General features: G+C 64.9%; 20 protein-coding genes. 5 read left to right on the top strand and 15 right to left on the bottom strand.

Going from position 1 to position 20,113, the window contains the following annotated elements:
- Positions 1-38: 38 nt before the first annotated feature.
- Both ACIPY2_RS17630 and ACIPY2_RS17625 read right to left on the bottom strand, forming a co-directional pair.
- A complete protein-coding gene (locus ACIPY2_RS17630) occupies positions 39-914 on the bottom strand; it encodes a sigma-70 family RNA polymerase sigma factor (RefSeq protein ID WP_400267693.1) in 876 nt (291 codons plus the stop codon).
- A gap of 17 nt (positions 915-931) precedes the next feature.
- Positions 932-1,390 carry a carboxymuconolactone decarboxylase family protein gene (locus ACIPY2_RS17625; RefSeq protein ID WP_400267692.1) on the bottom strand — a complete coding sequence of 153 codons (459 nt, stop codon included), beginning with the start codon at positions 1,388-1,390 and terminating at the stop codon, positions 932-934.
- An 84-nt stretch (positions 1,391-1,474) separates the two neighbouring features.
- Here ACIPY2_RS17625 and ACIPY2_RS17620 point away from each other — a divergent pair, with 84 nt between their 5' ends.
- Entirely contained in the window at positions 1,475-2,512 is a 1,038-nt protein-coding gene (locus ACIPY2_RS17620) for a zinc-dependent alcohol dehydrogenase family protein (RefSeq protein WP_400267691.1), read from the top strand.
- Positions 2,513-2,542: 30 nt separating this feature from the next.
- Here the strand turns inward: ACIPY2_RS17620 and ACIPY2_RS17615 are convergent, their stop codons facing one another.
- Positions 2,543-3,166: a TetR/AcrR family transcriptional regulator gene (locus ACIPY2_RS17615; RefSeq protein WP_400267690.1), complete on the bottom strand. Its 624-nt coding sequence runs from the start codon at positions 3,164-3,166 to the stop codon at positions 2,543-2,545.
- Between the two features lie 121 nt (positions 3,167-3,287).
- On the opposite strand from ACIPY2_RS17615, the gene ACIPY2_RS17610 reads away from it, so the two are divergent.
- The 4 genes from ACIPY2_RS17610 to ACIPY2_RS17595 are packed head-to-tail and all read left to right on the top strand — an operon-like array spanning position 3,288 to position 8,460.
- Positions 3,288-4,208 (top strand): SDR family NAD(P)-dependent oxidoreductase, encoded by a 921-nt coding sequence (locus ACIPY2_RS17610; protein ID WP_400267689.1) that lies wholly within the window; start codon positions 3,288-3,290, stop codon positions 4,206-4,208.
- Entirely contained in the window at positions 4,205-5,392 is a 1,188-nt protein-coding gene (locus ACIPY2_RS17605) for an acetyl-CoA C-acyltransferase (protein ID WP_400267688.1), read from the top strand. Before ACIPY2_RS17610 ends, ACIPY2_RS17605 begins: the two co-directional genes overlap by 4 nt.
- A gap of 55 nt (positions 5,393-5,447) precedes the next feature.
- Positions 5,448-6,827, top strand: coding sequence for an MFS transporter (locus ACIPY2_RS17600; RefSeq protein ID WP_400267687.1), 1,380 nt, complete (start codon positions 5,448-5,450; stop codon positions 6,825-6,827).
- A gap of 4 nt (positions 6,828-6,831) precedes the next feature.
- On the top strand, positions 6,832-8,460 hold the full coding sequence (locus tag ACIPY2_RS17595) for a long-chain fatty acid--CoA ligase (RefSeq protein ID WP_400267686.1): 1,629 nt from the start codon (positions 6,832-6,834) through the stop codon (positions 8,458-8,460).
- 9 nt (positions 8,461-8,469) lie between these two features.
- Here the strand turns inward: ACIPY2_RS17595 and ACIPY2_RS17590 are convergent, their stop codons facing one another.
- The 12 genes from ACIPY2_RS17590 to ACIPY2_RS17535 all read right to left on the bottom strand — a co-directional run bounded on the left by ACIPY2_RS17590 (position 8,470) and on the right by ACIPY2_RS17535 (position 20,085).
- Positions 8,470-9,696, bottom strand: coding sequence for a pyridoxal phosphate-dependent aminotransferase (locus tag ACIPY2_RS17590; RefSeq protein WP_400267685.1), 1,227 nt, complete (start codon positions 9,694-9,696; stop codon positions 8,470-8,472).
- Positions 9,697-9,739: 43 nt separating this feature from the next.
- The gene (locus ACIPY2_RS17585) at positions 9,740-10,675 is read right to left on the bottom strand and encodes a PASTA domain-containing protein (protein WP_400267684.1); all 936 of its coding nucleotides are present in this window, start codon (positions 10,673-10,675) and stop codon (positions 9,740-9,742) included.
- A gap of 36 nt (positions 10,676-10,711) precedes the next feature.
- Positions 10,712-11,188, bottom strand: coding sequence for a hypothetical protein (locus ACIPY2_RS17580; protein ID WP_400267683.1), 477 nt, complete (start codon positions 11,186-11,188; stop codon positions 10,712-10,714).
- The gene (locus tag ACIPY2_RS17575) at positions 11,181-11,705 is read right to left on the bottom strand and encodes a phage tail protein (protein ID WP_400267682.1); all 525 of its coding nucleotides are present in this window, start codon (positions 11,703-11,705) and stop codon (positions 11,181-11,183) included. The genes ACIPY2_RS17580 and ACIPY2_RS17575 overlap by 8 nt, the downstream gene beginning before the upstream one ends.
- A complete protein-coding gene (locus tag ACIPY2_RS17570; RefSeq protein WP_400267681.1) occupies positions 11,698-14,307 on the bottom strand; it encodes a baseplate J/gp47 family protein in 2,610 nt (869 codons plus the stop codon). Before ACIPY2_RS17570 ends, ACIPY2_RS17575 begins: the two co-directional genes overlap by 8 nt.
- A complete protein-coding gene (locus tag ACIPY2_RS17565; protein WP_400267680.1) occupies positions 14,304-14,738 on the bottom strand; it encodes a GPW/gp25 family protein in 435 nt (144 codons plus the stop codon). The genes ACIPY2_RS17570 and ACIPY2_RS17565 overlap by 4 nt, the downstream gene beginning before the upstream one ends.
- 13 nt (positions 14,739-14,751) lie before the next feature.
- Positions 14,752-15,090: a hypothetical protein gene (locus tag ACIPY2_RS17560; protein ID WP_400267679.1), complete on the bottom strand. Its 339-nt coding sequence runs from the start codon at positions 15,088-15,090 to the stop codon at positions 14,752-14,754.
- A gap of 7 nt (positions 15,091-15,097) precedes the next feature.
- A complete protein-coding gene (locus tag ACIPY2_RS17555; RefSeq protein ID WP_400267678.1) occupies positions 15,098-16,618 on the bottom strand; it encodes a phage baseplate assembly protein V in 1,521 nt (506 codons plus the stop codon).
- Positions 16,615-17,373, bottom strand: coding sequence for a hypothetical protein (locus tag ACIPY2_RS17550; protein ID WP_400267677.1), 759 nt, complete (start codon positions 17,371-17,373; stop codon positions 16,615-16,617). The genes ACIPY2_RS17555 and ACIPY2_RS17550 overlap by 4 nt, the downstream gene beginning before the upstream one ends.
- 1 nt (position 17,374) lies before the next feature.
- Entirely contained in the window at positions 17,375-17,530 is a 156-nt protein-coding gene (locus tag ACIPY2_RS17545; RefSeq protein ID WP_400267676.1) for a hypothetical protein, read from the bottom strand.
- Between the two features lie 802 nt (positions 17,531-18,332).
- Positions 18,333-18,812, bottom strand: coding sequence for a phage tail protein (locus tag ACIPY2_RS17540; RefSeq protein WP_400267675.1), 480 nt, complete (start codon positions 18,810-18,812; stop codon positions 18,333-18,335).
- A gap of 1 nt (position 18,813) precedes the next feature.
- On the bottom strand, positions 18,814-20,085 hold the full coding sequence (locus ACIPY2_RS17535) for a phage tail sheath family protein (RefSeq protein ID WP_400267674.1): 1,272 nt from the start codon (positions 20,083-20,085) through the stop codon (positions 18,814-18,816).
- Between the last annotated feature and the right edge of the window lie 28 nt (positions 20,086-20,113).

The raw sequence follows: 20,113 nt of genomic DNA, 5'->3' as shown, positions 1-20,113 counted from the left end.
CTGCGAGCGGGCAGCTTTCCCGCGGTTTCGCGGCCAACTCAGAGCGAGACCCGCGTCAACTTGTCCGGATTGGAGATCTGCCGCAACCCGCGGATGCTGCCGTCAGGGGCGCCGTCGAGCACCAAGACGTCGGCCCTGCCTGAATGCCTGAGCACCACCGCCGGTCCGCCGTTGACGTTGATGAGGTCCGCGGTAACAGGGTGCACGGCGGCAGCCTTGCCGAAGATGCTGGCGAAGAAACGGGCGATCCTGGCGGCGCCGAACAACGGGTTCATGGCGCTCTTGACCTTGCCCCCGCCGTCTGCCCACAGAACAGCATCCCGGTCCAACATGGCCACGACTGTCTCGATCTCACCGTTCTCAATCGCACGCACCAGCTTCTCCAAGGCCGCACGGTCCTTGGCCCGAGGGGCCGGCGCGTCCGGATCGATGTCCAATCGGCGTTCGGAGCGCGAAATCATCTGCCGGACCGCAGCCGGGGTCTTCTCGAGGATCTCGGCGATTTCCGGCGCCGACATCCCGAAGGCACGGTGCAGCACCAGGGCCGCCCGCGCCTCGGGAGCCAGTTGCTCGGCAAGATGCAGCAAGGTCAGGGACAGGAGCTCTCGGTTGGCCAGTGTCTCCTCGGGCAGCAGGGATGTGTCCACCGGTTCGGGCAGCCAAGGCCCGGTGTAGTCCTCCCTCAGCGCCGCGAGTTGGCGAACCCTGTCCACGGACCGGCGGACACACACCGTGGTCAACCAGGCCGGCCACGAGTCCACGCCGGAACGCCTCTCCTGCCGGACGGCGTCAATGGCCACTTCAGAAACCACGTCCTCGGCATGGCCAAAGTCACCGAGCATCCGGTACGCGATGCCCAGTAGCCGGTTCCGTTCGCTTTGCCACGCCGCCGTTGCTGACACCGCAAGAGTCATGCCCACCACGCTACCCCTCAGGCAACCGGGTTCTTCTCATCCACCGGCGGTTCCATTTGTGTGCTCACGGCAATCCGGTTCCAGACATTGATCGTGGAGATGGCCAGGATCAGGGCGCCCATTTGGCCGTCGTCGAAGTGGGTTGCGGCAGCGTTCCAGATCTCGTCGGTGACAGTGTCCGGTCCGAGCTGCGTGACGGCATCCGTCAGTGCCAGCACGGCTTGCTCCCGGGCGTCGAAGAACACCTTCGAGTGCTGCCAAGCGGCAACGGCATGAAGTTTGCGGGACGGGATGCCGCGCTTGGCGCCCTCGGTTGCGTGCATGTCAACGCAGAAACCGCAGCCGTTGAGGATGGAAGCGCGGAGCTTGATGAGTTCGTAAAGTTCGGGGTCCACCGACTTGCGGGCGTAGCCTTCCAAACCGATGACTGCGGCGTAACCGAGCTTGTTGCTGCGGCCCATGTTGATGCGTGGCATTGCGTCTCCTTCTTCGAAGTGGTGCCTTACAGCAGGTATGTCGGACGGGAGTCCGGAAGTGTGACACCTTGTAGAGTCGAGGACGTGCGAGCAGTGATCTTTGACGAAGTCCGTGGCCAGCCCGAGGTAAGGGACGTTCCGGTTCCCGAAGCACCGGTGGGCGGAGTAGTGGTGCAGGTTCTTGCCACAGGCATGTGCCGCAGCGACTGGCATGCTTGGGCCGGACATGACGACATCGCCCTGCCCCACGTCCCCGGCCACGAGCTCGCCGGGGTGATTGCCGCCGTCGGGCATGGCGTGCGGAACTGGAAGGTGGGCGACCGTGTGACCGTTCCCTTCGTGTGCGGTTGCGGAAAATGCGAATGGTGCCTTGCCGGCGATGCCCAAGTGTGCCCCGCCCAGGAGCAGCCCGGCTTCACCCATTGGGGTTCGTTCGCCGAGTACGTGGCCCTGCACGCCGCCGACAGCAACCTGGTTGCCCTTCCGGACAACGTGGAATTCACGACGGCGGCAAGCCTCGGCTGCCGCTTTGCCACCGCGTACCGCGCACTCGCTGCCCGGGCACAGGTCCATGCAGGGGAATGGGTGACTGTTGTGGGCGTGGGGGGTGTTGGGTTGAGCGCTGTGATGATCGGCAAGGCCATGGGTGCCCGCGTTGTTGCCGTGGACAGGAATCCCGAGGCGTTGGCCGTTGCTGCCCGCCTCGGCGCTGAACACACCGTGCTTGCGGATGGCTCGGACATTCCGGAAGCCGTCAACCGCCTGACCGACGGTGGCAGCCATGTGGCGATTGACGCCGTCGGAAGTGAACAGACCTGCGCCGACGCGATCCTGAGCCTCCGCAGGCGTGGGCGGCACGTCCAAATCGGCTTGTTGCCCTCCATCGACGGCAACCCCCAGGTGCCCATGTCCCGCGTGATCGGCTGGGAACTGGACCTCCTGGGGAGCCACGGAATGGCCGCCGTCGACTATCCGGGCATGATGGCGCTCATCGAACAGGGTGCGCTGCAGCCGCAATTGCTGATCGAGCGGACCATCGGGCTTGAGGAAGCCGCAGAGTTGCTGCCCACCTTTGATACAGCGACGGTTGCGGGCATGACCATGATCGACCCGGCGCTTTAGTCCCGGTGAGTTCTGCACCTGGCGGTCGCGTCAGGGGGCGGCGACTCCACCGAGGATGAGGTCAACCACGTCCCCGGCCAGGGCACGGATGCCCTCCGCGTGCTGTTTCTCCTGCTCGCGGTACCAGACATCGACGGCGTTGAGGCTGCTCAGCAGAACACGCGTGGCAAGGGGTGGATCGAGCTTACGGAGCGATCCGTCGGTGACGCCTTCTTCCACCACGCGACGGAATAGGAGCTCGTAGTCTTTCCTGAGCTGGTTGAGGTTCACCAGGGCTTCACGCTGACCCACTGTGAGCGACTCCGAAGACTGGTCCCGCACCCCTTGATGCACCACGTGGTGGTAGTCCACGTCCTCCATCAGGTTGATCACGTGGGCGGTCGCCATGCGCTTGAGCCGCTCAAGCCCGGATCCGGGTGAATCGGCCAAGGGTTCCACGACTGCCTTCACCTTGTGCATGCCGAGCTCGTACGCCGCCAGGAAGATGTCGAACTTCGACCGGAAGTGATAGTAGACCAGGCCTTTGGTGGCCCCTACCGCCATGGCGATGTCGTCGATCGTCGTCTTCGCGAATCCCCTGCGTGCGAACGCCGAAGCGGCCGCATCCAGGACTCGCGCCCTGATGCCGGGGTCGGTGTCGGCAGTACTGGTCACTTATCCTCCATCACGCGTTGGTCCCAAACATCATGCCATCGCTTCTCCTCGGTCCCTTGACGCTGCTGTGATCTCCACAACATAATACTGAGTAGTATGTTGGACTACGAAGGAGACATCTGTGGGCATCGACTTCCGCGGGCAAGTGGCGATCATCACCGGAGCTGGTGCTGGGCTGGGGCGGGCACACGCATTGGCCTTGGCGGAGCGGGGGGTCAAGGTTGCCATTAACGACGTCGGCGGGCCGGCAGGTGACCCCGCCAGCCAGTCCGCTGCCGCCGGGGTTGCGCAGGAGATCCAGGATGCAGGCGGCGAGGCCATGGTGGCACTGTGCGACGTCTCGGACGAAAAGGCTGTCGCCGGGATGGTTGCCCAGGTCATCGACGCGTGGGGGCGCGTGGACATCCTCATCAACAACGCAGGCATCCTGCGGGACAAGTCCTTCGCGAAGTCGGACCTCCAGGCATTCCGCACAGTAATGGATGTCCATCTGATGGGGTCGGTGAACTGCTCCCACGCCGTCTGGCGGCACATGGTCGAGCAGGGGTACGGGCGGATCCTCATGACCACATCGGCTTCCGGTATTTATGGCAATTTCGGGCAGGCCAACTACGGCGCGGCCAAATCAGCCGTTGTTGGGTTGATGAATGTTCTGGCGATCGAGGGGGAGAAGAAAGGCATCCGGGTCAACTCCCTCGCCCCCACCGCGGCGACGCAAATGACCGAAGACCTGCTTGAACCCCATGAGCTTGCACTGTTGGCGCCTGAAGCCGTGGCTCCCGGAGCAGTGTTCATGGTCTCCCCCGAGGCTCCGACCAAGACCATCCTCGCGGCGGGCGCGGGAGTGTTCGCCGTTGCACGGATGGAGGAATCGGGCGGTGTCTACCTGCCGGAGGGCCTGCGGACCCCCGAACAGATTGCCCTTGAATGGTCACGGGTGAGCGACATGTCCGCTTCCGTAGTCACCCAAAGCGCTTTTGAACAGACGCGCCGCTACATCGCAATCGCCCGGCGTGACGCTGATGCTGAGGCAATGCTGTGAGGGAAGCAGTAGTCGTTTCGACGGCGAGAACGCCCATTGGCCGTGCGTACAAGGGAACGCTGGCTTCCACTACCGGTCCCGCGCTGGCCGCCCACGCCATTGCAGCCGCCGTCGAGCGTGCAGGCGTGGAACCCGAGGAGGTCGAGGACGTCGTTCTCGGGTGCGCCATGCAGGAAGGCAGCACGGGATTCAACGTTGCCCGGCAATCCGTGCTCCGTGCCGGGCTCCCCGATTCCGTACCGGCCATGACCATCGACAGGCAGTGCGCCTCGGGTCTGATGGCAGTGGCAACAGCGGCCAAGCAGATCGTTGCGGACGGTATGTCCATTGCGGTTGGGGGCGGCGTTGAGTCCATTTCGCTGGTCCAGAACGAGCACCAGAACCGATACCTCGCCCAGGATCCGTGGTTGCTGGAGCGTCGCCCGTCCATGTATCTGTCCATGCTTGAGACGGCGGAAATCGTCGCTGAGCGCTACGGGATCGGCCGGGACGCGCAAGACGGGTTCGCCCTGCTGTCCCAGCAACGGACTGCAATCGCGCAAGCCTCCGGCCTTTTCGACGACGAAATCGTTCCGTTCACTGTTTCGGCAGCCGGGCAGGGCGGTGACGTGGGGGAGGGCATCACCTTGGCCCGCGACGAGGGCAACCGTCCCTCCACCACCAAGGAGGGACTGGCATCCCTGCGCCCGGTGCTTGCCGATGGCCAGGCATCCCGCTCGTCGACGGTCACGGCCGGGAACGCCTCCCAGCTTTCCGACGGCGCTGCAGCCTTGGTCCTTATGGAGGCCGGCGCCGCGCGCAGCCGCGGGATTGAACCTCTCGGCATCTACCGTGGCATGGCGGTGGCCGGCTGCGAGCCTGGTGAAATGGGCATCGGGCCGGTCTTCGCGATCCCCAAGCTCCTCCGGGAACAGGGGCTGCGGGTAGGGGACATAGACCTGTGGGAACTCAATGAGGCGTTCGCCTCGCAGGCCCTCTATTGCCGGGACCGGTTGGGGATTGACCCCGACCGGATGAACGTCAACGGAGGAGCCATCTCCATCGGCCACCCCTACGGAATGACCGGTGCCCGGATGGTGGGCCATGCCCTCCTGGAGGGTCGCCGCAGAGGCGCGCGCTACGCCGTCGTGACCATGTGCGTCGGCGGCGGAATGGGAGCCGCCGGTCTGTTCGAGATCTGCTGACCTCCCACCCTTTCAAGGCACAACCAAGACCACTCCGAGCGAGGATCAAGGCACCATGACCGAACCATCTCTGCGTACCGACGTCGTTCACGCACGAGCTACCCGCAAGGCAATGTTGAAGCTGATTCCACTGCTTTGCGTTGTGTACTTCATGTCCTACGTTGACAGGACCAACGTTTCCCTGGCCAAAACCCACCTTGAGGCAGATATAGGACTAAGCGCCGCCGCCTACAGGTTAGGGGCGGGTATCTTCTTCATCAGCTACGCGTTCCTCGAAGTTCCGAGCAACCTGATCATGTACCGTGTGGGGCCGCGGGCGTGGATCACCAGGATCGCGTTGACCTGGGGTGCAATTTCCGCCCTCATGATGTTCGTGCAGGGAGAGGCATCCTTCTACATCCTGCGGTTCATCCTGGGTGCCGCGGAGGCTGGACTGTTTCCTGCATTGGCTTACATGGTGACTGTCTGGTTCGCGCAGAACCAGCGTGCCAGCGTCATGGGATTCATCTACCTCGCACCGACAATCGCCCTCATCATCGGCGGCCCTGCGGGCGGGGCCCTGATGGAACTGGACTCCCTGTTCGGCCTGCACGGTTGGCAATGGATGTTCATGATCGAGGGCCTGCTCACGATGGTCGTTGGCGTCGTTGTGTGGTTCAAGTTGCCGTCGACACCCCAGCAAGCTCGCTGGTTGACCGCGGACGAAGCCGACAGCCTGTCCCGTCATGCCGGTAAGCCGAACGAGCAGGACCACCGCATCCGGGGAAACCTGCGCAGGGCCTTTGGCCGGCCTTTCATTGTGATCATTGCCCTTGTCTACTTCCTGAACCAGGTAAGCAGCGTTGGATTGGTGTTCAACATCCCGGCGATCATTGAGTCCATGCACGTGAAGAGTCCGTTCATGATCGGGTTGATCTCCGGGAGTGTCGGGATCGGCGCGACGATCGGCGTCCTGCTCATCCCAAGGCTTTTCCGACGATCGAACAAAGAGGCTGCCTGGGTCGGCTTCATGGCGCTGGGTACCCTCGCCACAGCTGTTGCCTACGTCCTCGTTGAGCCCCCAGTGGCCAGGGTGGTGCTCATCGCGCTCGGAGCCGTCTTCATCTTCGGTACGTTGCCGGTGTTCTGGTCCATCGCCATGGCCCGTATGTCCGGGATTGTGGCCGCTGCCGGCTTGGCGTTCATCAATACGATCGGGCTGATCGGAGGATTCGTCGGTCCCTACCTCTTCGGTGTGGCCGAGACGGCGACGGGGGATCCGGCGACCGGCTTCTTCATCATCATTGCCGCATCCGGGATCTCCGTAGCCCTCACCCCGGTTCTCACGTGGGCGCTGAAGCGCGAGGACCGTGGCTCGGCGATGACGGCCGATCCGGACAGGGAACGCAGGGCCTTGTCATCCCACGGGCTCATGGATTCACGGCAGGAAGGCTGACACGATGCACGGACTGATGCAGGACCACCCCCTTGCCACGCCCATGCTGGTGGACCGCCTCGAAGGAGCATTCGCCGACAAAACAGTGGTCACGGCCGGATTCGATGACCGTCGGTCTGCGAACTATGGCGAAGTGGCGCAGCGGATCAGGAAGCTGGCTGGTGCCTTGGACGCATTAGGCGTACCGGCATCGGCCCGGGTTGCCACCCTCGGGTGGAACACCCAGCGTCATTTTGAGTTGTACCTCGCGGTGCCCAGTTCGGGCAGGGTGCTCCATACGATCAACCACCGCCTGGCGCCCGCCGACATTCAGTACATCATCAACGATGCCGCGGACGACGTCCTCTTCGTGGACCGCTCCTTGCTCGACGTCCTGTGGCCGATCGCAGAGAACCTGCCCACGCTTCGACACATCGTGGTCATGGACGACTGTGACAAGCCGTCGGTGCCCCAAGACCCTCGCATCCTGGACTACGATTCGATCCTTGAGCAGGCCCCCGGCGTCGTGTCTTTCGACGTCCCTGACGAACGAACAGCCGCAGCACTCTGCTACACCTCAGGAACAACAGGCCGCCCCAAGGGGGTGCTGTACGATCACCGCTCCATCATCCTGCATGCCATGTCCCTGCTGTTCGCTGACGTCTTCGCCCTCGGCGCGGGGGACGTGGTGATGCCGATCGTTCCCATGTTTCATGCGAACGCGTGGGGACTTCCCTATGCCGCGGCCATGTGCGGGGCTTCCCTCGTCCTGCCGGGCCGGGCCACGGCGCCGGAAAAGCTGGCCGGACTGATGGAACAGGAACAGGTCACGGTCTCCGCTGCCGTGACCACGGTGTGGAAGAGCCTGTTGCCGCATCTGCAAGGGCGGGATCTGTCCAAACTGCGGCGACTGGCCAACGGTGGCAGTCCGTTGCCCGTTGAGTTGGCCCGTCAGTATCTCAAGGAATTGAATGTGCCGCTTGTTGGAACCTGGGGGATGACGGAAGCAAGTCCTCTGCTCACGTCAGCGCGGACGCCGGCCAAACGGGAGCAGGCGGCCAGGAACGAAACCGAAGACAAGGCGCTGGCCCTGATGTGCGCTCCGGGCCATCCCAGCCCCTTGGTCAAGCTGCGTGTCGTTCGGCCGGACGGAACGGTTGCCCCACACGACGGCAAGGAAACGGGCGAGCTGCAGGTGTGCGGCGCCACGGTCGCCGGAGGATACTTCGGTGCATCGGACGGATCGGAAGTTTTTACTTCCGATGGATGGCTGAAGACGGGCGATGTGGGGATCATCGATCCGGATGGCTGCGTCCATGTTGTGGATCGCCTCAAGGATCTGATCAAGTCCGGCGGAGAATGGATCGGCTCTACGGAGTTGGAGAACGCCATCCTCAGCCACCCCGAGGTGTGGGAGGCCGCCGTCGTCGCTTTGCCTGACGAGAAGTGGGGCGAGCGACCGGTGGCCTACGTTTCTCCCCGCCAGAACGCCGTTCTCACAGCAGAATCCATCCAGTCGCACCTCGAGGGCAAGGTAGCGAAGTGGTGGATTCCGGAACGTGTGGTCATCATTTCCGAGATTCCCAAGACGTCGACCGGGAAGATCGCCAAGAGGACGCTCCGGGAGTCCGTTACGGGCGGGGACGTGCTGTAGCGGGCCCGGTCAGTCCGCCGGGCGGTTCCGGTACGCCGCAAGGAAGTGTGAGATCCGGCGAACAGCTTCCTCGATGTCCCGGACGTTCGGCAGGATCACGAACCGGAAGTGGTCAGGCGTGGGCCAGTTGAAGGCTGTTCCGTGTGAGACCAGGATCTTCTGTTCCTGGAGGAGCTGGAGGACGAACTTCTCGTCGGACTCGATGGGGTAGATCTCAGGGTCCAGTCGCGGGAACAGGTACATGGCGCCGGCAGCCGGGACACAGGACACGCCGGGGATTTCGGTCAGCAATTTCCACGCGAGGTCTCTTTGTTCGCGCAGGCGGCCGCCGGGCTTGATGAGGTCTTCGATGCTTTGGTACCCGCCCAGGCAGGTTTGGATCGCGTGCTGCGCCGGGACGTTGGAACAAAGGCGCAGCGATGCCAGGAGTTCCAGCGATTCCCGGTAGGCGGCAGTGGCGGCCAGGGGACCCGTCACGGCAACCCACCCCGCGCGGTAGCCAGGCATCCGGTAGGCCTTGGAAAGCCCGCTGAACGTCAGCACGCAGATATCGTCCGCGATGGAGGCTGTGTGGATGTGGGGAGCGTCGACGTAGCGGATCTTCTCGTAGATCTCGTCCGAGAACAGCACGAGGTCATGCTTGCGTGCCAGGGCCGCGAACTGGTCCAGGATGTGCCGCGGGTACACGGCGCCGGTGGGATTGTTCGGGTTGATGATGACGATACCGCGAGTGCGCGGGGTGATCTTGGCTTCGACGTCGGCCATGTTCGGCCACCAGTTCTCCTCCTCGTCGCAGAGGTAGTGCACGGCCTTGCCGCCCGTGAGCGTTACGGTTGCCGTCCACAGTGGGTAGTCCGGGGCGGGGACCAGGATCTCGTCGCCGTTTTCCATGAACGCCTGGAGGGTCATGGAGATGAGCTCGCTGACACCGTTTCCGATGAAGATGTCCTCGACGCCGATGTTCATGAGCCCACGGGTCTGGTAGTACTGCGAGATCGCGGTCCGGGCGGAGAAGATGCCCTTCGAGTCGCTGTAGCCCTGCGCACCCCGGATGTGGTGGATCATGTCCACCACCACGGATTCCGGCGCTTCCAGCCCGAACGGTGCTGTATCCCCGAGGTTCATCTTGAGGATGCGGTGTCCCTCGGCTTCCATGGCCTTGGCCGCCTGGAGGATGGGGCCACGGAGCTCATACCGGACGTTCTGGAGTTTGCTGGAGTGCTGCATCGGACGCATGGTTGATCTTTTCACGTCATGCGGCCCGGCGTATAAACCCGTCTCACGGTTGCAGCCTTTGCACGCAGAACTGTGGGTTGGTCTTGCAGATGTTGAACGGCGGATCCACGATGATTCCCGTACGTGGCTCGGTCCGAACCAGCACCAGGGCGTTGACGTTGACCTTGGAACCGATGTCCGGATTGACACCCACCACCACGCAGGGCCGGAACAATGGCTCAAAAGCGGACGACGTACAGGTGGAGCCCTGGGTGAAGTCGAGTTGGATCCTGGCACTCTGGAACGCAGCTTTTGCGTCCTCGATCCTCTTACCCAGGACGTCTGGCACGGTGGGCCGCGCAGGTGTGGCGATTTGGAGGTTAATTGTGCTGCCGCGGCCTGCTTTTTCTCCGCCCGCAGGGGTCTGGGTCACCACGGTTCCTTCTGTTTCGGCGCTTTCCGTCGGGTTGGTTGAGACTTTGAAACCGGCGTCGGTTAGGACCTTGACCGCTTCGGCCTCCGGCTTGGTCTTCACGTCCGGGACATTGGCGTCCTTGAAGATGAAGAACAGGATCGCGCCGATGATCGCCAGGAGCACCACGCCGCCGATGATCACCCACAACCACGGGAATGGCCGGGTGGGCTTGGGTGCTTCTGCCGCGGGCACGTTGAGCGTGACCACGTGGGCCTGGTCGGCGTAGTCCTCCGGTGCGTCATCAGCTGAGTAGGCGATCAGTTTCACGGGGTAGCTGCCCGCCGCCGCTCCTGCGGTATCGAAGTTGACCACGTACTGCTCGGTGGCTCCGGGGGCGATGGTCCGGAGCGGGTTGGGGATGGTGGTGTACGTTTTCGACGGCGGATTGGTCACCTGCCCGGGGAAGGCGCCGAGGACCACTCTTTCCGGACCCGGGGATCCGTTGGTCACGGAAGCGGTGAGCGTTCCTTTGCCGTCCTTGAGGATCACGTCGGGGGAGCTCAACGTCATGGTGATGGTGGTCATTGTTCGGCTCCTCTTGTCCGGGCGGATACTTCCATCTCAGCCTCCGGCTTCCTGCATCAGCAGCAGGCATGCACCCAGGGCCCGGCACGTGATGCCGAGTTGCCCGCCCGAGGTGCCAAAGGTGAGGTCCACGGTTTTGCCGGGTCCGGAGTCCTGCTCGGCCCGGGTCCCCTGAATGAAGAGGGAAACAGTAACGGGCTGTTGCGGAACCAGGGTGGCACGCTTGGTGGGTGGTCCGAAGTAGAACAAGCCGCCGCCGAACTCCTTCACTTGGAGCACGCAGGCTCCGGTCACCACCAACTGCGCGTCGGATACCGAGCAGGTGCCGCCCACCACGGAAAGGTCCGCCGCTCCGAGCCGGCCTCCCTTTGCCGCCCCCGAGAACCCGGCCTGCCAGTCACCGGCCGCGCCGTTGTTCCCGCCACCGCAGCTCACCCCGAAGACCAGCACCAGTACTGCGATCAACCCGCAGGCCGCCACCACGATGATCGGGGTCCGGTTTTGCTTATTCATTGGGTGCACCGGGCAGTACTACAAGTTCGTCCGTCACATGCGCCGGCTTCACGCCTTTCACGATCCTGCGAACCAGTTCCAGTTGCCCTTCTGCGTCCGCGGGAACCAGCACCTTGATGTGGAACGCGCCGGGAACGGATTCGACGCCGAACCCGGGCACCCCCGTGGCCAGATGCAGGAAGCGGGTGAGCCCGTCTTCCGTGCCGCGGCGGGCGGACAGTTGGGCCGCCGCAGCGATCAGGTCCCGTTGCCTGGCGATGGGGATGGTGCCGCTGCGGGAGCTCTCGGGCCCGGGCAGCGTCAGCCAGTCCAGGTCCACCCAGCGGGAAAGGAACGGAATCAACGACGCCGGAGCGCGCCGTGGATCGGGGACGGTGTGGAGGCGATCCAGAAGTTCCCGGACAGGGGCGTGCATATCTTCCGCGACGGCGAGCAGTGCCTGCATGGGCGGGCTCGTTTCCGCGGCCACTTGGAAGACTTCGGGCAGCACGCGGAGGAGCTTGGAATCCTCAGCCATTCCCGTGCACCACCTCGATCCTGTGGTCACCCGAGCAGAACAACCAGGTGTCCGGCAGGGTCACCACGTCCTCAACCACCCTGCGCGTGCAACTTTCCCAGGAAGCCGCGCTGTCCTTGCTCCGGTACACGCCTTTGGGCCCGGCCGCCAAGACCAAGGCGACCCCGTCGGGCAGGACAGCTCCGGAGACCGAGCGCACAGGCTCGAACCTGGTCCGGTCCCGCAGCGGCAGATTGCAGTTCACGTCCGGAACGCTCCACTGCGCCGAGGCCTGGCCCAGCTGAAAGCGGAGGACCCCGCCACTTTGGGTAGCGGCGTAGGCGGCATCGCCCATCACGTGTACGCCCCAGCAGCTCCCGCCCGTCCAGCCGGCGCTGAACTCCTCCCAGGAGTTCATGAACTGCTCGTCGAAGTCCGTACGGCCCAGTTCGTCGATCTTGAGCCGGAGGCATCCCGTTCCGGTGCCTTCCGGCACGGCGCGGCCGAGCCACACATAGCTGGTACCGCCGTCGTACTGGACCGTCAGGCAGCGGATGTCCTCACCGGCCGCCTTGACTTGCTTAAAGCTTCCGGCGGTTCCGGAGTCGGGCGATAACCACACGCCGGCCGAAGCCTCGGCTGCGACCACCACACCCGTGCGGCCCCGGATGTCCACCAGGGCGTCCACTGCGTAAAACCCGCGATCCGGCTGGCCGGCGTCCACCACGTTCTGGATCGGGATGGCCCCTTCGGTGACGGGCAGTTCGTAAAGCCCGCGTTCGCCGGCGAGCAGGAGCAACGGCTCACCCTGGCGGTCCACCCAGCACAGATCCGCGACGACGAATCCCAATTCGGCGCTCTTGCGCCAGGATTCGCCAAGGTCGTTGCTGATGTAGATCCGCGAACCCGCCCCGGTGACAGTACTGACGGCCACCATGCCCGGATGCTTTTCGGGGCCCGCCCTGCCCGGCGCGGGTGAGCGGAAGGGCGCGATGGCACGGACGGTTTCTTCGGCTTCACCCGAGCCGGTGCTGAATTCGGCGCATGCTTCCCACCCATCGGCCGCGTTGGTGGTGCGGAACAGCATGCCGTCCTGCGCCACGAACCACGTGTTGTCCTGTCCTTCCGCCTGCACCAACCCAACAGCGTCGGTGTCCGGGACTTTGTCCACTTCCAGCCGGACCCGGTCCACGTACTGCACCCCGGGTTCGGCCTCTTCCATGGCGCGGTAGAGGTTCGAGACACGCAGGGGTTTGCCGAACCCCGAACCGTACGAGGACGCATCCTGAGCCAGCGGACTGATGCCTTCAGACAGGCGGCCCACGATCCGGGACTTCACGGCCTCGGCGTCCTCATCGGGACGAACCACGATCCGCGCGTCGACCAGCACCTGCTTGTAGAGGCCCCAGCGCACTACAGGCTCGGCGCCAACCGTGGACCGCCTGCGCAGGTATTGTTCCACGTCAGACCGCACTTGGTCACGGGCTTGGGCGTCAAGGTCGGCTGCCCTCACGGCCTTCTTCGGGTCGGCGTCCGCTGCGGGAACGAACGGGACCAGGACCACCTCCACCTCACCCGGCCTGGCGAAGGCCCACAGGTCCTTGCGGGTGAAGGCACGCGCGCGTGCGACGCCACCATGCCGGCGTGCCAGCACCTCGTAATCGCGGACCGTCACGGCACGGTCCCGCGCTTGGAAGTCCTGCGGTGCGCGCCTCAGGGCATTCTGCAACGACTCCCCGTCGCGACCTCCCGTTGCCGGCTCCGGGTTGGTGACTTTAGCGCCTTGCACCGGTGATCTCAGCACGGTCAACTGGCCCGCGCCAACGTTTCCGGCCGCACCGCCGCCGCTCCGGTACCAGGCCCGCACTTCCGCGCCGGCACCCGGAACCGCTGTAGGTGTCCGGGCTGCGGATTCTTCGTCCCACCAAGCGAACATCACGACGCCGGCACTCCGGTCGATCCGCACCGGCACCTCCCCAGGAGCAGCGTCCGCGAATGCTTCCACTTCCTGGCAATAGCGGAACGCCTTGCCGTCCACCAGCACCGCCTCGCCGCTGCTGAGCCGCGTCCCGGGAGGAACCTCGACGGCGATTGCCAGGCCTGCGCCCGAAACGATCGGCGCGTTCGGGATCACGAAGCTCTGGCCGGGCCGGCCGGTACCGGAACCGATCAGGACGGCGTCGTACATGGTGACATCGGCTGCGGGGACCACAACGCTGCCCTGGCCGGGCGCGAGTGTCCCGGCCGCCGTCGTCGTGAATACCGGCTGGGGTGTTCCCGGAACGCCGGGTGGACAGCTGACCTGGGTACCGCGGGGAATGTGGATTTCCTGGTCCGAGTTGGCCGATGTCCGGCCGAATTCCAGGTTGGTTTCCGCGCAGCTCGGCGGATAAAGCGAGGTGCCCAGCAGGTTCAGGTACACGGCGTAGAGCTTGTCCGGCACACGGTTCACCCGGTACATCAGCGTGTCCGTGAGGTAGGCGAAGGCTTCCACGATGGTGATTCCGGGATCGTGGACGGACAGGTCCGTCCATTCCGGGGCGATCTGCTGGATGCGTTCGCGGGCACCGGCCACCAAGTCCGCGAAGTTCCGGTCGTCCAGGTTGGGGACAGGAATGCTCATGCTGCGCCTCCTGACTCAACCGGCAAGCCGATGATGATTTCGTCCTCCAACCGGGACGTCCGGACCCGGTACTTCAACCTGACTTCGAGTATCTCGGGGCTCTCGGCGGACCGTGCGGCATCCAGGGACAGCACCGTGATCCTGCGCTCCCACTGTTCCACGGCCTTGGCCACGTAGTGGATGGCAAGCCCGGCCGTGGTGTCGTCTGCAGGGGCGAATGCGAGGCGGAAGAGGTGGCAGCCGTACGTCGGGCGGTTGACGCGCTCGCCCGGCCGGGTGCTGAGCAGGAGCAAGAGGGCCTGCCTGACCGAGGCGGCGTCCGTGACTGTCGCGAGCCTGCCCGCAGCCGTGATCCTCAGCCCGGGCAGCCCGGCGGTGGCGTCGAAGTCCGGGTGGATGAAAGCCACGGACTTGTAGCGCGGGGCGCTCACGGTGTTCTTCCTGTCATGAGCCCGCCTCCACGAACGTCTGGCCCGGCCGGCGGACGTTGTATTTCACCGCACCCGGAGGAGTTCCGTCCGTGAAACCCTCAACCGTGTCCAGGCACACTGCTTTGCCGCCGATGGTGACGAACGTGGAATACCCCTTGGTCACGGGCAAGGTCTTGTTGCAGGGCTTGATGTTGATGCCGACATTCGGGCACATGCTGATGTCCCGGCCCTGTGGATCCGTGGCTACCAGGATTGCCGACTCTTTGATGCGGACCCATTCCTGGGAGGGAACGTTTTCTACTTTGCCGTCGTGGCCGCAGCGGAGGATTGCTTCCTTGACGAGGACCTTCATGGTGTCTTCAGGCCTCCTCGAAGTCGACGGTTTTCGCGCGGATTTTCATGGCCTTGCCTGGCGCTTCAAGCACCAGGTCGGTAGCTGCCGTGATGCGGAGTTTGTCCGGTCCCAGTTCCACCGAGGAACCGTGGCCGTCCATGAAGCTGATGGTGCGGGCACCGCCGTCGAGCATCACTTGCTGGCCACCCGCGGTCCGGAAGGTAAAGCGGCTGTCCCGGGGTGTGTTGACGCCATGGTCCGGCGGCTGCTCGCTGCCGTACAGGCCGCCCAGGATGATGGCCTGCGCGGGGTCGCTCGCGGGGAGCAGGACCAGGACGTTGTCGCCCGGCGCCGGTGGGACCACCAGGCCCTTATCCGGCCCTGCAGCTGCCATGAGCACGGGAGCCCATGCTGTTTGCAGGTCCGGATACGCGGGTAGCCGGACCTGTGCCCGAGCCCTCGCTTCCGGGTCCTCCGTGTCCACTACGATCCCGAGGGTGAAGACGTCGGGCTTCCGTTCGGGTACTGGCATGGGAGGACGCGTGGTGATGGTGGTTTCGTATCCTGTGCCGTCCAAGCGGTGCGCGGCACTCGCGATCAGGTAGGTGCCCTCGATATTCGCTGCAACGCCGTTAATCCTGATCCGCCCGCCAGCCCTCAACTTCGGATCCCCTTCGGCCACGAAAACGCCCGTGACTTGGCCGGCGATCCGTACGTCCAACTCCGCGCGGGCCAGTTGGCCTGCGAGCGCAGTGCTGTCGAGGAGTTCGTTGTCCCTGCTGAATTCACCGCCTGCGCCTACACTCGCGAGGCCCGGGTCTGCCATGGCCTGGGCCTTGGCGTCGCTGCTGCTGGTGCTTGCCTGGTGGATGGAGGCATCCTCGGCACGCCAGCCGTTGCTTGCTGCGCTGGCGTAGGCGGGTTCCTGGCTGAGTTCGATCTCGGCCGAGTGGAGCGTGGAGCCGAGCGTCAGTTCGAGTGGTTCGCCTTCGCCGTCGAGCCCAGTGAGCCTGAGGGTGCCGTCGTGGACCACGGGATAGGCGCCAACGCGGGCGCTCTGTTCCACCAGGAGGCTGAGGTCCGTACGGGCACATTGATAGACGTGCCCCAAGTGCTCGCCGCCGCCCACCACGTTCAGTCCTGTCCCGTCGCACAGTGTCTTGGCCAGTGCCGCGAGGTCCGTATCGGCGTGGAGCCGGGTGTACTGGCGTTTCCTCAGCCGATGCAGGGCGTCGTAGGCCCGGATGCGGATCTCCTGGCCGAGGTCGGCCCCGTAGCTGTACTCCACCACCGTGACCTCACCCGCGAAGAGCGCCGTACGTTGGCCACCAAGTTCCACCCGGAGGGCATCGCCGGGCGCGGGGTCCACTCCGCCCCGGGCTGCGGCTGTCCGGCCCGGCCCCGGACGCCAACTGATGAGGCATTGGGCAGGCCTCGCCAGGGAACTGAGCACGTTGACCGACACGATGGCCGCTGTTTCGGCCGTGGTGAGCCTGCGCCTGCCAAGTGTGACGATGAGTTCCGGGAGGCCCTGGAGTTGCCTCATGGCGCTTCACCCACGGGTGGGACGGCCAGCGGGCCATTGAAGTGGGCCGGGTCATCGATGTTGTTGTACTCAAGGAGCAGCTTCCAGAGAAGGGGCGTGCCGAAGGCTTCCACGGACAGTCGTCCCAGCTCAGCCGGTGGCACCTCGGGAAGAAGCTCACCGCCGTCGGGCATCAACGCCTCCCGGTCGGTGCTGCCGTCACCCGTCACCGGAAGGGTATCCACAGGCGGAGCCGTGAGGTCCACGGCCGGCAGGCGCCGGGCGAGTTCGTAGTTCTCGCCACCCTCTTCATCCGCGGCCTGGCCCACCCTGACAAAGACCATCCGCATCCACGAGCGCAGGGGCGAACCATCCGGTGCAAAACGATCGAAGCGCTCAGCAACTTCGGTCACCACGCCCGGGACGTTCCATGCGCGGCCCCAGACAAACCGGACCGACGGCGGCCGACGTTGCCGCTCCACTTCGGCGCTGTTTTCCGCGAGCGCCCAGAGGGGGCGGGTCATCTGCCGCACGTCCTGCACATGGAGCGACGCCGGCGCGAGGTCGACGTCGAACAGGAGATCCAGCCGCAGTTCGGTGTGGCCGCCGCCGGTGAAGAGGAGGGGATCGTCCGCGAGCCCGGTGCCGCTGAGCTTTCCGCCTGCACTCCTGCGCGGTTCAACGCCCGCGGTCCGCTGCATGACCACGGTCTCGGGATTGAGCAAACAACCAAGGTGTTCCCCGGTGTCCTCGATCAGGAAGGCGACCCGTTCCATGTCACAGCGCTCCGTGCTCCCGGGCCAGCCGTGCCTGGCGGGCTATGGCCTGGGTGACGGCGCTCGCAGGGTTGGCCTGGGCCGGGGTGGTCCTTGCTACGAGTTCCGGCCAAACCCCTGGGCGGCCGGGCGCCGGAGTGTGGTTTTCGGTGGGCACGCTGCGTTGTGGGGCCTGCTCTGCGCTCTTTGGTGGCTCGTTGGGGCGCAGAGCGGGCCTGGCAACGGGTGGGTTTGTGGGTGCTTGTACGTGAACTGATTGTGTGGCCTGCTCTGCGTTCCATGGAGGAGATATGGGACGTAATTTGGGCCTCTCAATGGGCCTCTCAATGGGCCTCTCAGTGCGTGGGTCGGAAGGTGCTTCCAGGATGCTCGCGGCGCCTGGGCGGGCGGGAGTGCGCAGCTTTAAAACAGGAGTGCGATGCGGGGCCTGCTCTGCGCCTTCTGCGTGCTCAGAAGCACGTACATCGGGCCTCGCAACCGCCTGGCCCGCCGTGGGCTCACCCTCTGGGGCCTGCTCTGCGCTCTTTGTTGGCTCGTTGGGGCGTAGAGCGGGCCTGGCAACGGGTGGGTTTGGAGGTGGTTCGTAGGTGGTGGGCTTATGTGGTGCTTCTCTGTGGGCCGGTGTGCGAAGCCTGAGGGCAAGCGCAACGGGTTGCTCGGCGGTGGGCTCAACTTGCGGGGCCTGCTTTGCGCGCCATGGACGCGTCAAAGCACGCAGAGCGGGCCTCGCAACGAGGTTGGGAGCTGCGAGCTTGGGAGCCACGCGCTTGGGAGCAGCGGGAGGGACCAGCCCGGCCTCCCGAAGCATGGCAACCCAATGCGCAGGTGCGCCGTCGAGATCGAAGCCGCGGGCCGCCGTCGGGCTTTCCAAACCGGCGACGTCGGCCCCGCGGGCCGGATCGACCCATGCGGCCACCCGGCGAAGCCGCCCAGCCAGGGCACTGCGCCAGGGAATGCCCTTAAGCGACCGGAGCGCGGGCATCGTCGAGCTCCAGGCGGTCGTAGGCGATGCTGAGGGTCTCAATGGCGAGATCCTTGCCCATGGCGTCAAGGGGTGCGCCGAACCAGTCGCACGGCCACGCCCCCAGAAGGTTCCAGCGGCGTACTTCGGTGGAACCGGCGTCGTTGAGCATCGCGATGGAGACGTTCCTCCGCTCTACGGTCCCATTGACGGCTTTGAAGAGCCATTGCAGCATTTCGGTGGAGTCCGTGAGGCCGTACTTCAGCGTGACCGGTGTGTACTCCACTTGCCCGGGGATCACCCGGACGGTGCTGTTTTCGCCGCCGGACCGGTAGAGGATGCGGCCGATCTTGAGCCCGAGGCCCTCCACCTTGGTGAAGTGGCCCTGGACGACGCCCTGGATGACGAGCTTGAAGTTGTAGGCCCTGTACGGGTCCACCACGTTGCCCGGCTGTGCTGCAGGTGTTGGGGTGCTCATGTCAGGCTCCTGCGTTTTCCGTCTGGCTGGTGTTGTCCGCCGATTGCATCAGTTTGAAGATCACGAACTCAGCCGGCTTCACCGGGGCGATGCCGATCAGCGTGACCACTTGCCCGGCATCGCGGACTTCGGGAGGGTTGGTTTCTTCGTCGCACTTCACGAAGAACGCCTGTTGAGGGGTAGTGCCCAGCAAAGCACCGTCACGCCACACGTTGGTCAGGAACGCCCCGATGTCCCGGCGGATCGACTTCCACAGCGTGTGGTCGTTGGGTTCGAACACCACCCACCGTGTCCCGTCCGCCACGGATTCCTTGATCATGTTGGTCAGCCTGCGCACGTTCACGTACCTGTATTCGCTGGCTTCGGGCGCTTTGGTCCGCGCGCCCCATACCCGGATACCCTCGCCCGGGAAGTAGCGGATGCAATTCACGCCCGCCGGGTTCAGGACTTCCTGCTCACCTCGGCTCACGCGCCGCACCAAGTCGATGGCGCCCTGGATCGGCTCGTTCGCCGGGGCCTTGTGGACGCCGCGCGTCGCGTCGACGCGAGCCCATACCCCCGCGATATGGCCCGACGGCGGTTGGGTCACCTTTTTCCCGGAAACGGGGTCGATCATCACGATCCAGGGGAAGTACAGCGCGGTGTATCCGCCGGGAGACTGCGGGGCCCCCAAGTCCTGTTGGTCCGAGGCCTCGGTCGAACCCTTCTTCGTCGAGCCGGACCCGGAAGCTGACCCGGACCCCGAAGCTGAGGACCCGGAATCCGCGCCCTCCGGAACCCCGGACGTAGCAGCCCGGGTGAGCGAGCCGACGTCGTCCACTTTCTCAACGGTGTCCATGATCGCCATACGGTCCTGACGCAGCGGGTGTTCCACGTGTTCCTGCAGCGCAGCGTACGCTTCCGCGGTGGCGTAGCCGGGGGCAGCGACCATGGAGATGTCGTCCACTGCCTCGAACAGGGTGAGTCCGTTGGGCGCCGAAGCCGTCCCGGTCAGGCTGCCTCCTGCTCCTACGTTGACCACGTAACAACGGCTTCCTCCGTTCGAGAAGAAGCCGTAAACAGCGTTGGAAAGGGGCGTCCCCTCGGCCGCGTTGCCCACGTATTGGTCCACGAACTGGGTCCAGTTGTCCAGCACACGGACTTCACCTACCAACGCGTCGTTGTCCGGGGCTACGCCCACAAAACCGGCGATACTTGTGCTGACCTGTCCGATGGCGCGCGCGCCGCTGGGCACTTCCTGTACATAAACGCCTGGCGCCTGATAGTTCGCCATGGTGCGCTCCCTTTCCTGCCCGCAAACA

The sequence above is a fragment of the Paenarthrobacter sp. NPDC089675 genome, from assembly GCF_044749185.1.
Classification (GTDB): Bacteria; Actinomycetota; Actinomycetes; order Actinomycetales; family Micrococcaceae; genus Arthrobacter.
Note: the sequence above shows the minus strand (reverse complement) of the source record. Positions and strands in the feature narration are given on the sequence as shown.

What these genes read in the sequence shown, in the direction of transcription:
- ACIPY2_RS17555 (WP_400267678.1), bottom strand. Translation starts at nt 16,618, where the DNA reads ATGAGGCAACTCCAGGGCCTCCCGGAACTCATCGTCACACTTGGCAGG.
- ACIPY2_RS17575 (WP_400267682.1), bottom strand. Translation starts at nt 11,705, where the DNA reads ATGGCTGAGGATTCCAAGCTCCTCCGCGTGCTGCCCGAAGTCTTCCAA.
- ACIPY2_RS17625 (WP_400267692.1), bottom strand. Translation starts at nt 1,390, where the DNA reads ATGCCACGCATCAACATGGGCCGCAGCAACAAGCTCGGTTACGCCGCA.
- ACIPY2_RS17600 (WP_400267687.1), top strand. Translation starts at nt 5,448, where the DNA reads ATGACCGAACCATCTCTGCGTACCGACGTCGTTCACGCACGAGCTACC.
- ACIPY2_RS17540 (WP_400267675.1), bottom strand. Translation starts at nt 18,812, where the DNA reads ATGAGCACCCCAACACCTGCAGCACAGCCGGGCAACGTGGTGGACCCG.
- ACIPY2_RS17560 (WP_400267679.1), bottom strand. Translation starts at nt 15,090, where the DNA reads ATGAAGGTCCTCGTCAAGGAAGCAATCCTCCGCTGCGGCCACGACGGC.
- ACIPY2_RS17570 (WP_400267681.1), bottom strand. Translation starts at nt 14,307, where the DNA reads ATGAGCATTCCTGTCCCCAACCTGGACGACCGGAACTTCGCGGACTTG.
- ACIPY2_RS17590 (WP_400267685.1), bottom strand. Translation starts at nt 9,696, where the DNA reads ATGCGTCCGATGCAGCACTCCAGCAAACTCCAGAACGTCCGGTATGAG.
- ACIPY2_RS17630 (WP_400267693.1), bottom strand. Translation starts at nt 914, where the DNA reads ATGACTCTTGCGGTGTCAGCAACGGCGGCGTGGCAAAGCGAACGGAAC.
- ACIPY2_RS17585 (WP_400267684.1), bottom strand. Translation starts at nt 10,675, where the DNA reads ATGACCACCATCACCATGACGTTGAGCTCCCCCGACGTGATCCTCAAG.
- ACIPY2_RS17535 (WP_400267674.1), bottom strand. Translation starts at nt 20,085, where the DNA reads ATGGCGAACTATCAGGCGCCAGGCGTTTATGTACAGGAAGTGCCCAGC.
- ACIPY2_RS17595 (WP_400267686.1), top strand. Translation starts at nt 6,832, where the DNA reads ATGCACGGACTGATGCAGGACCACCCCCTTGCCACGCCCATGCTGGTG.
- ACIPY2_RS17580 (WP_400267683.1), bottom strand. Translation starts at nt 11,188, where the DNA reads ATGAATAAGCAAAACCGGACCCCGATCATCGTGGTGGCGGCCTGCGGG.
- ACIPY2_RS17550 (WP_400267677.1), bottom strand. Translation starts at nt 17,373, where the DNA reads ATGGAACGGGTCGCCTTCCTGATCGAGGACACCGGGGAACACCTTGGT.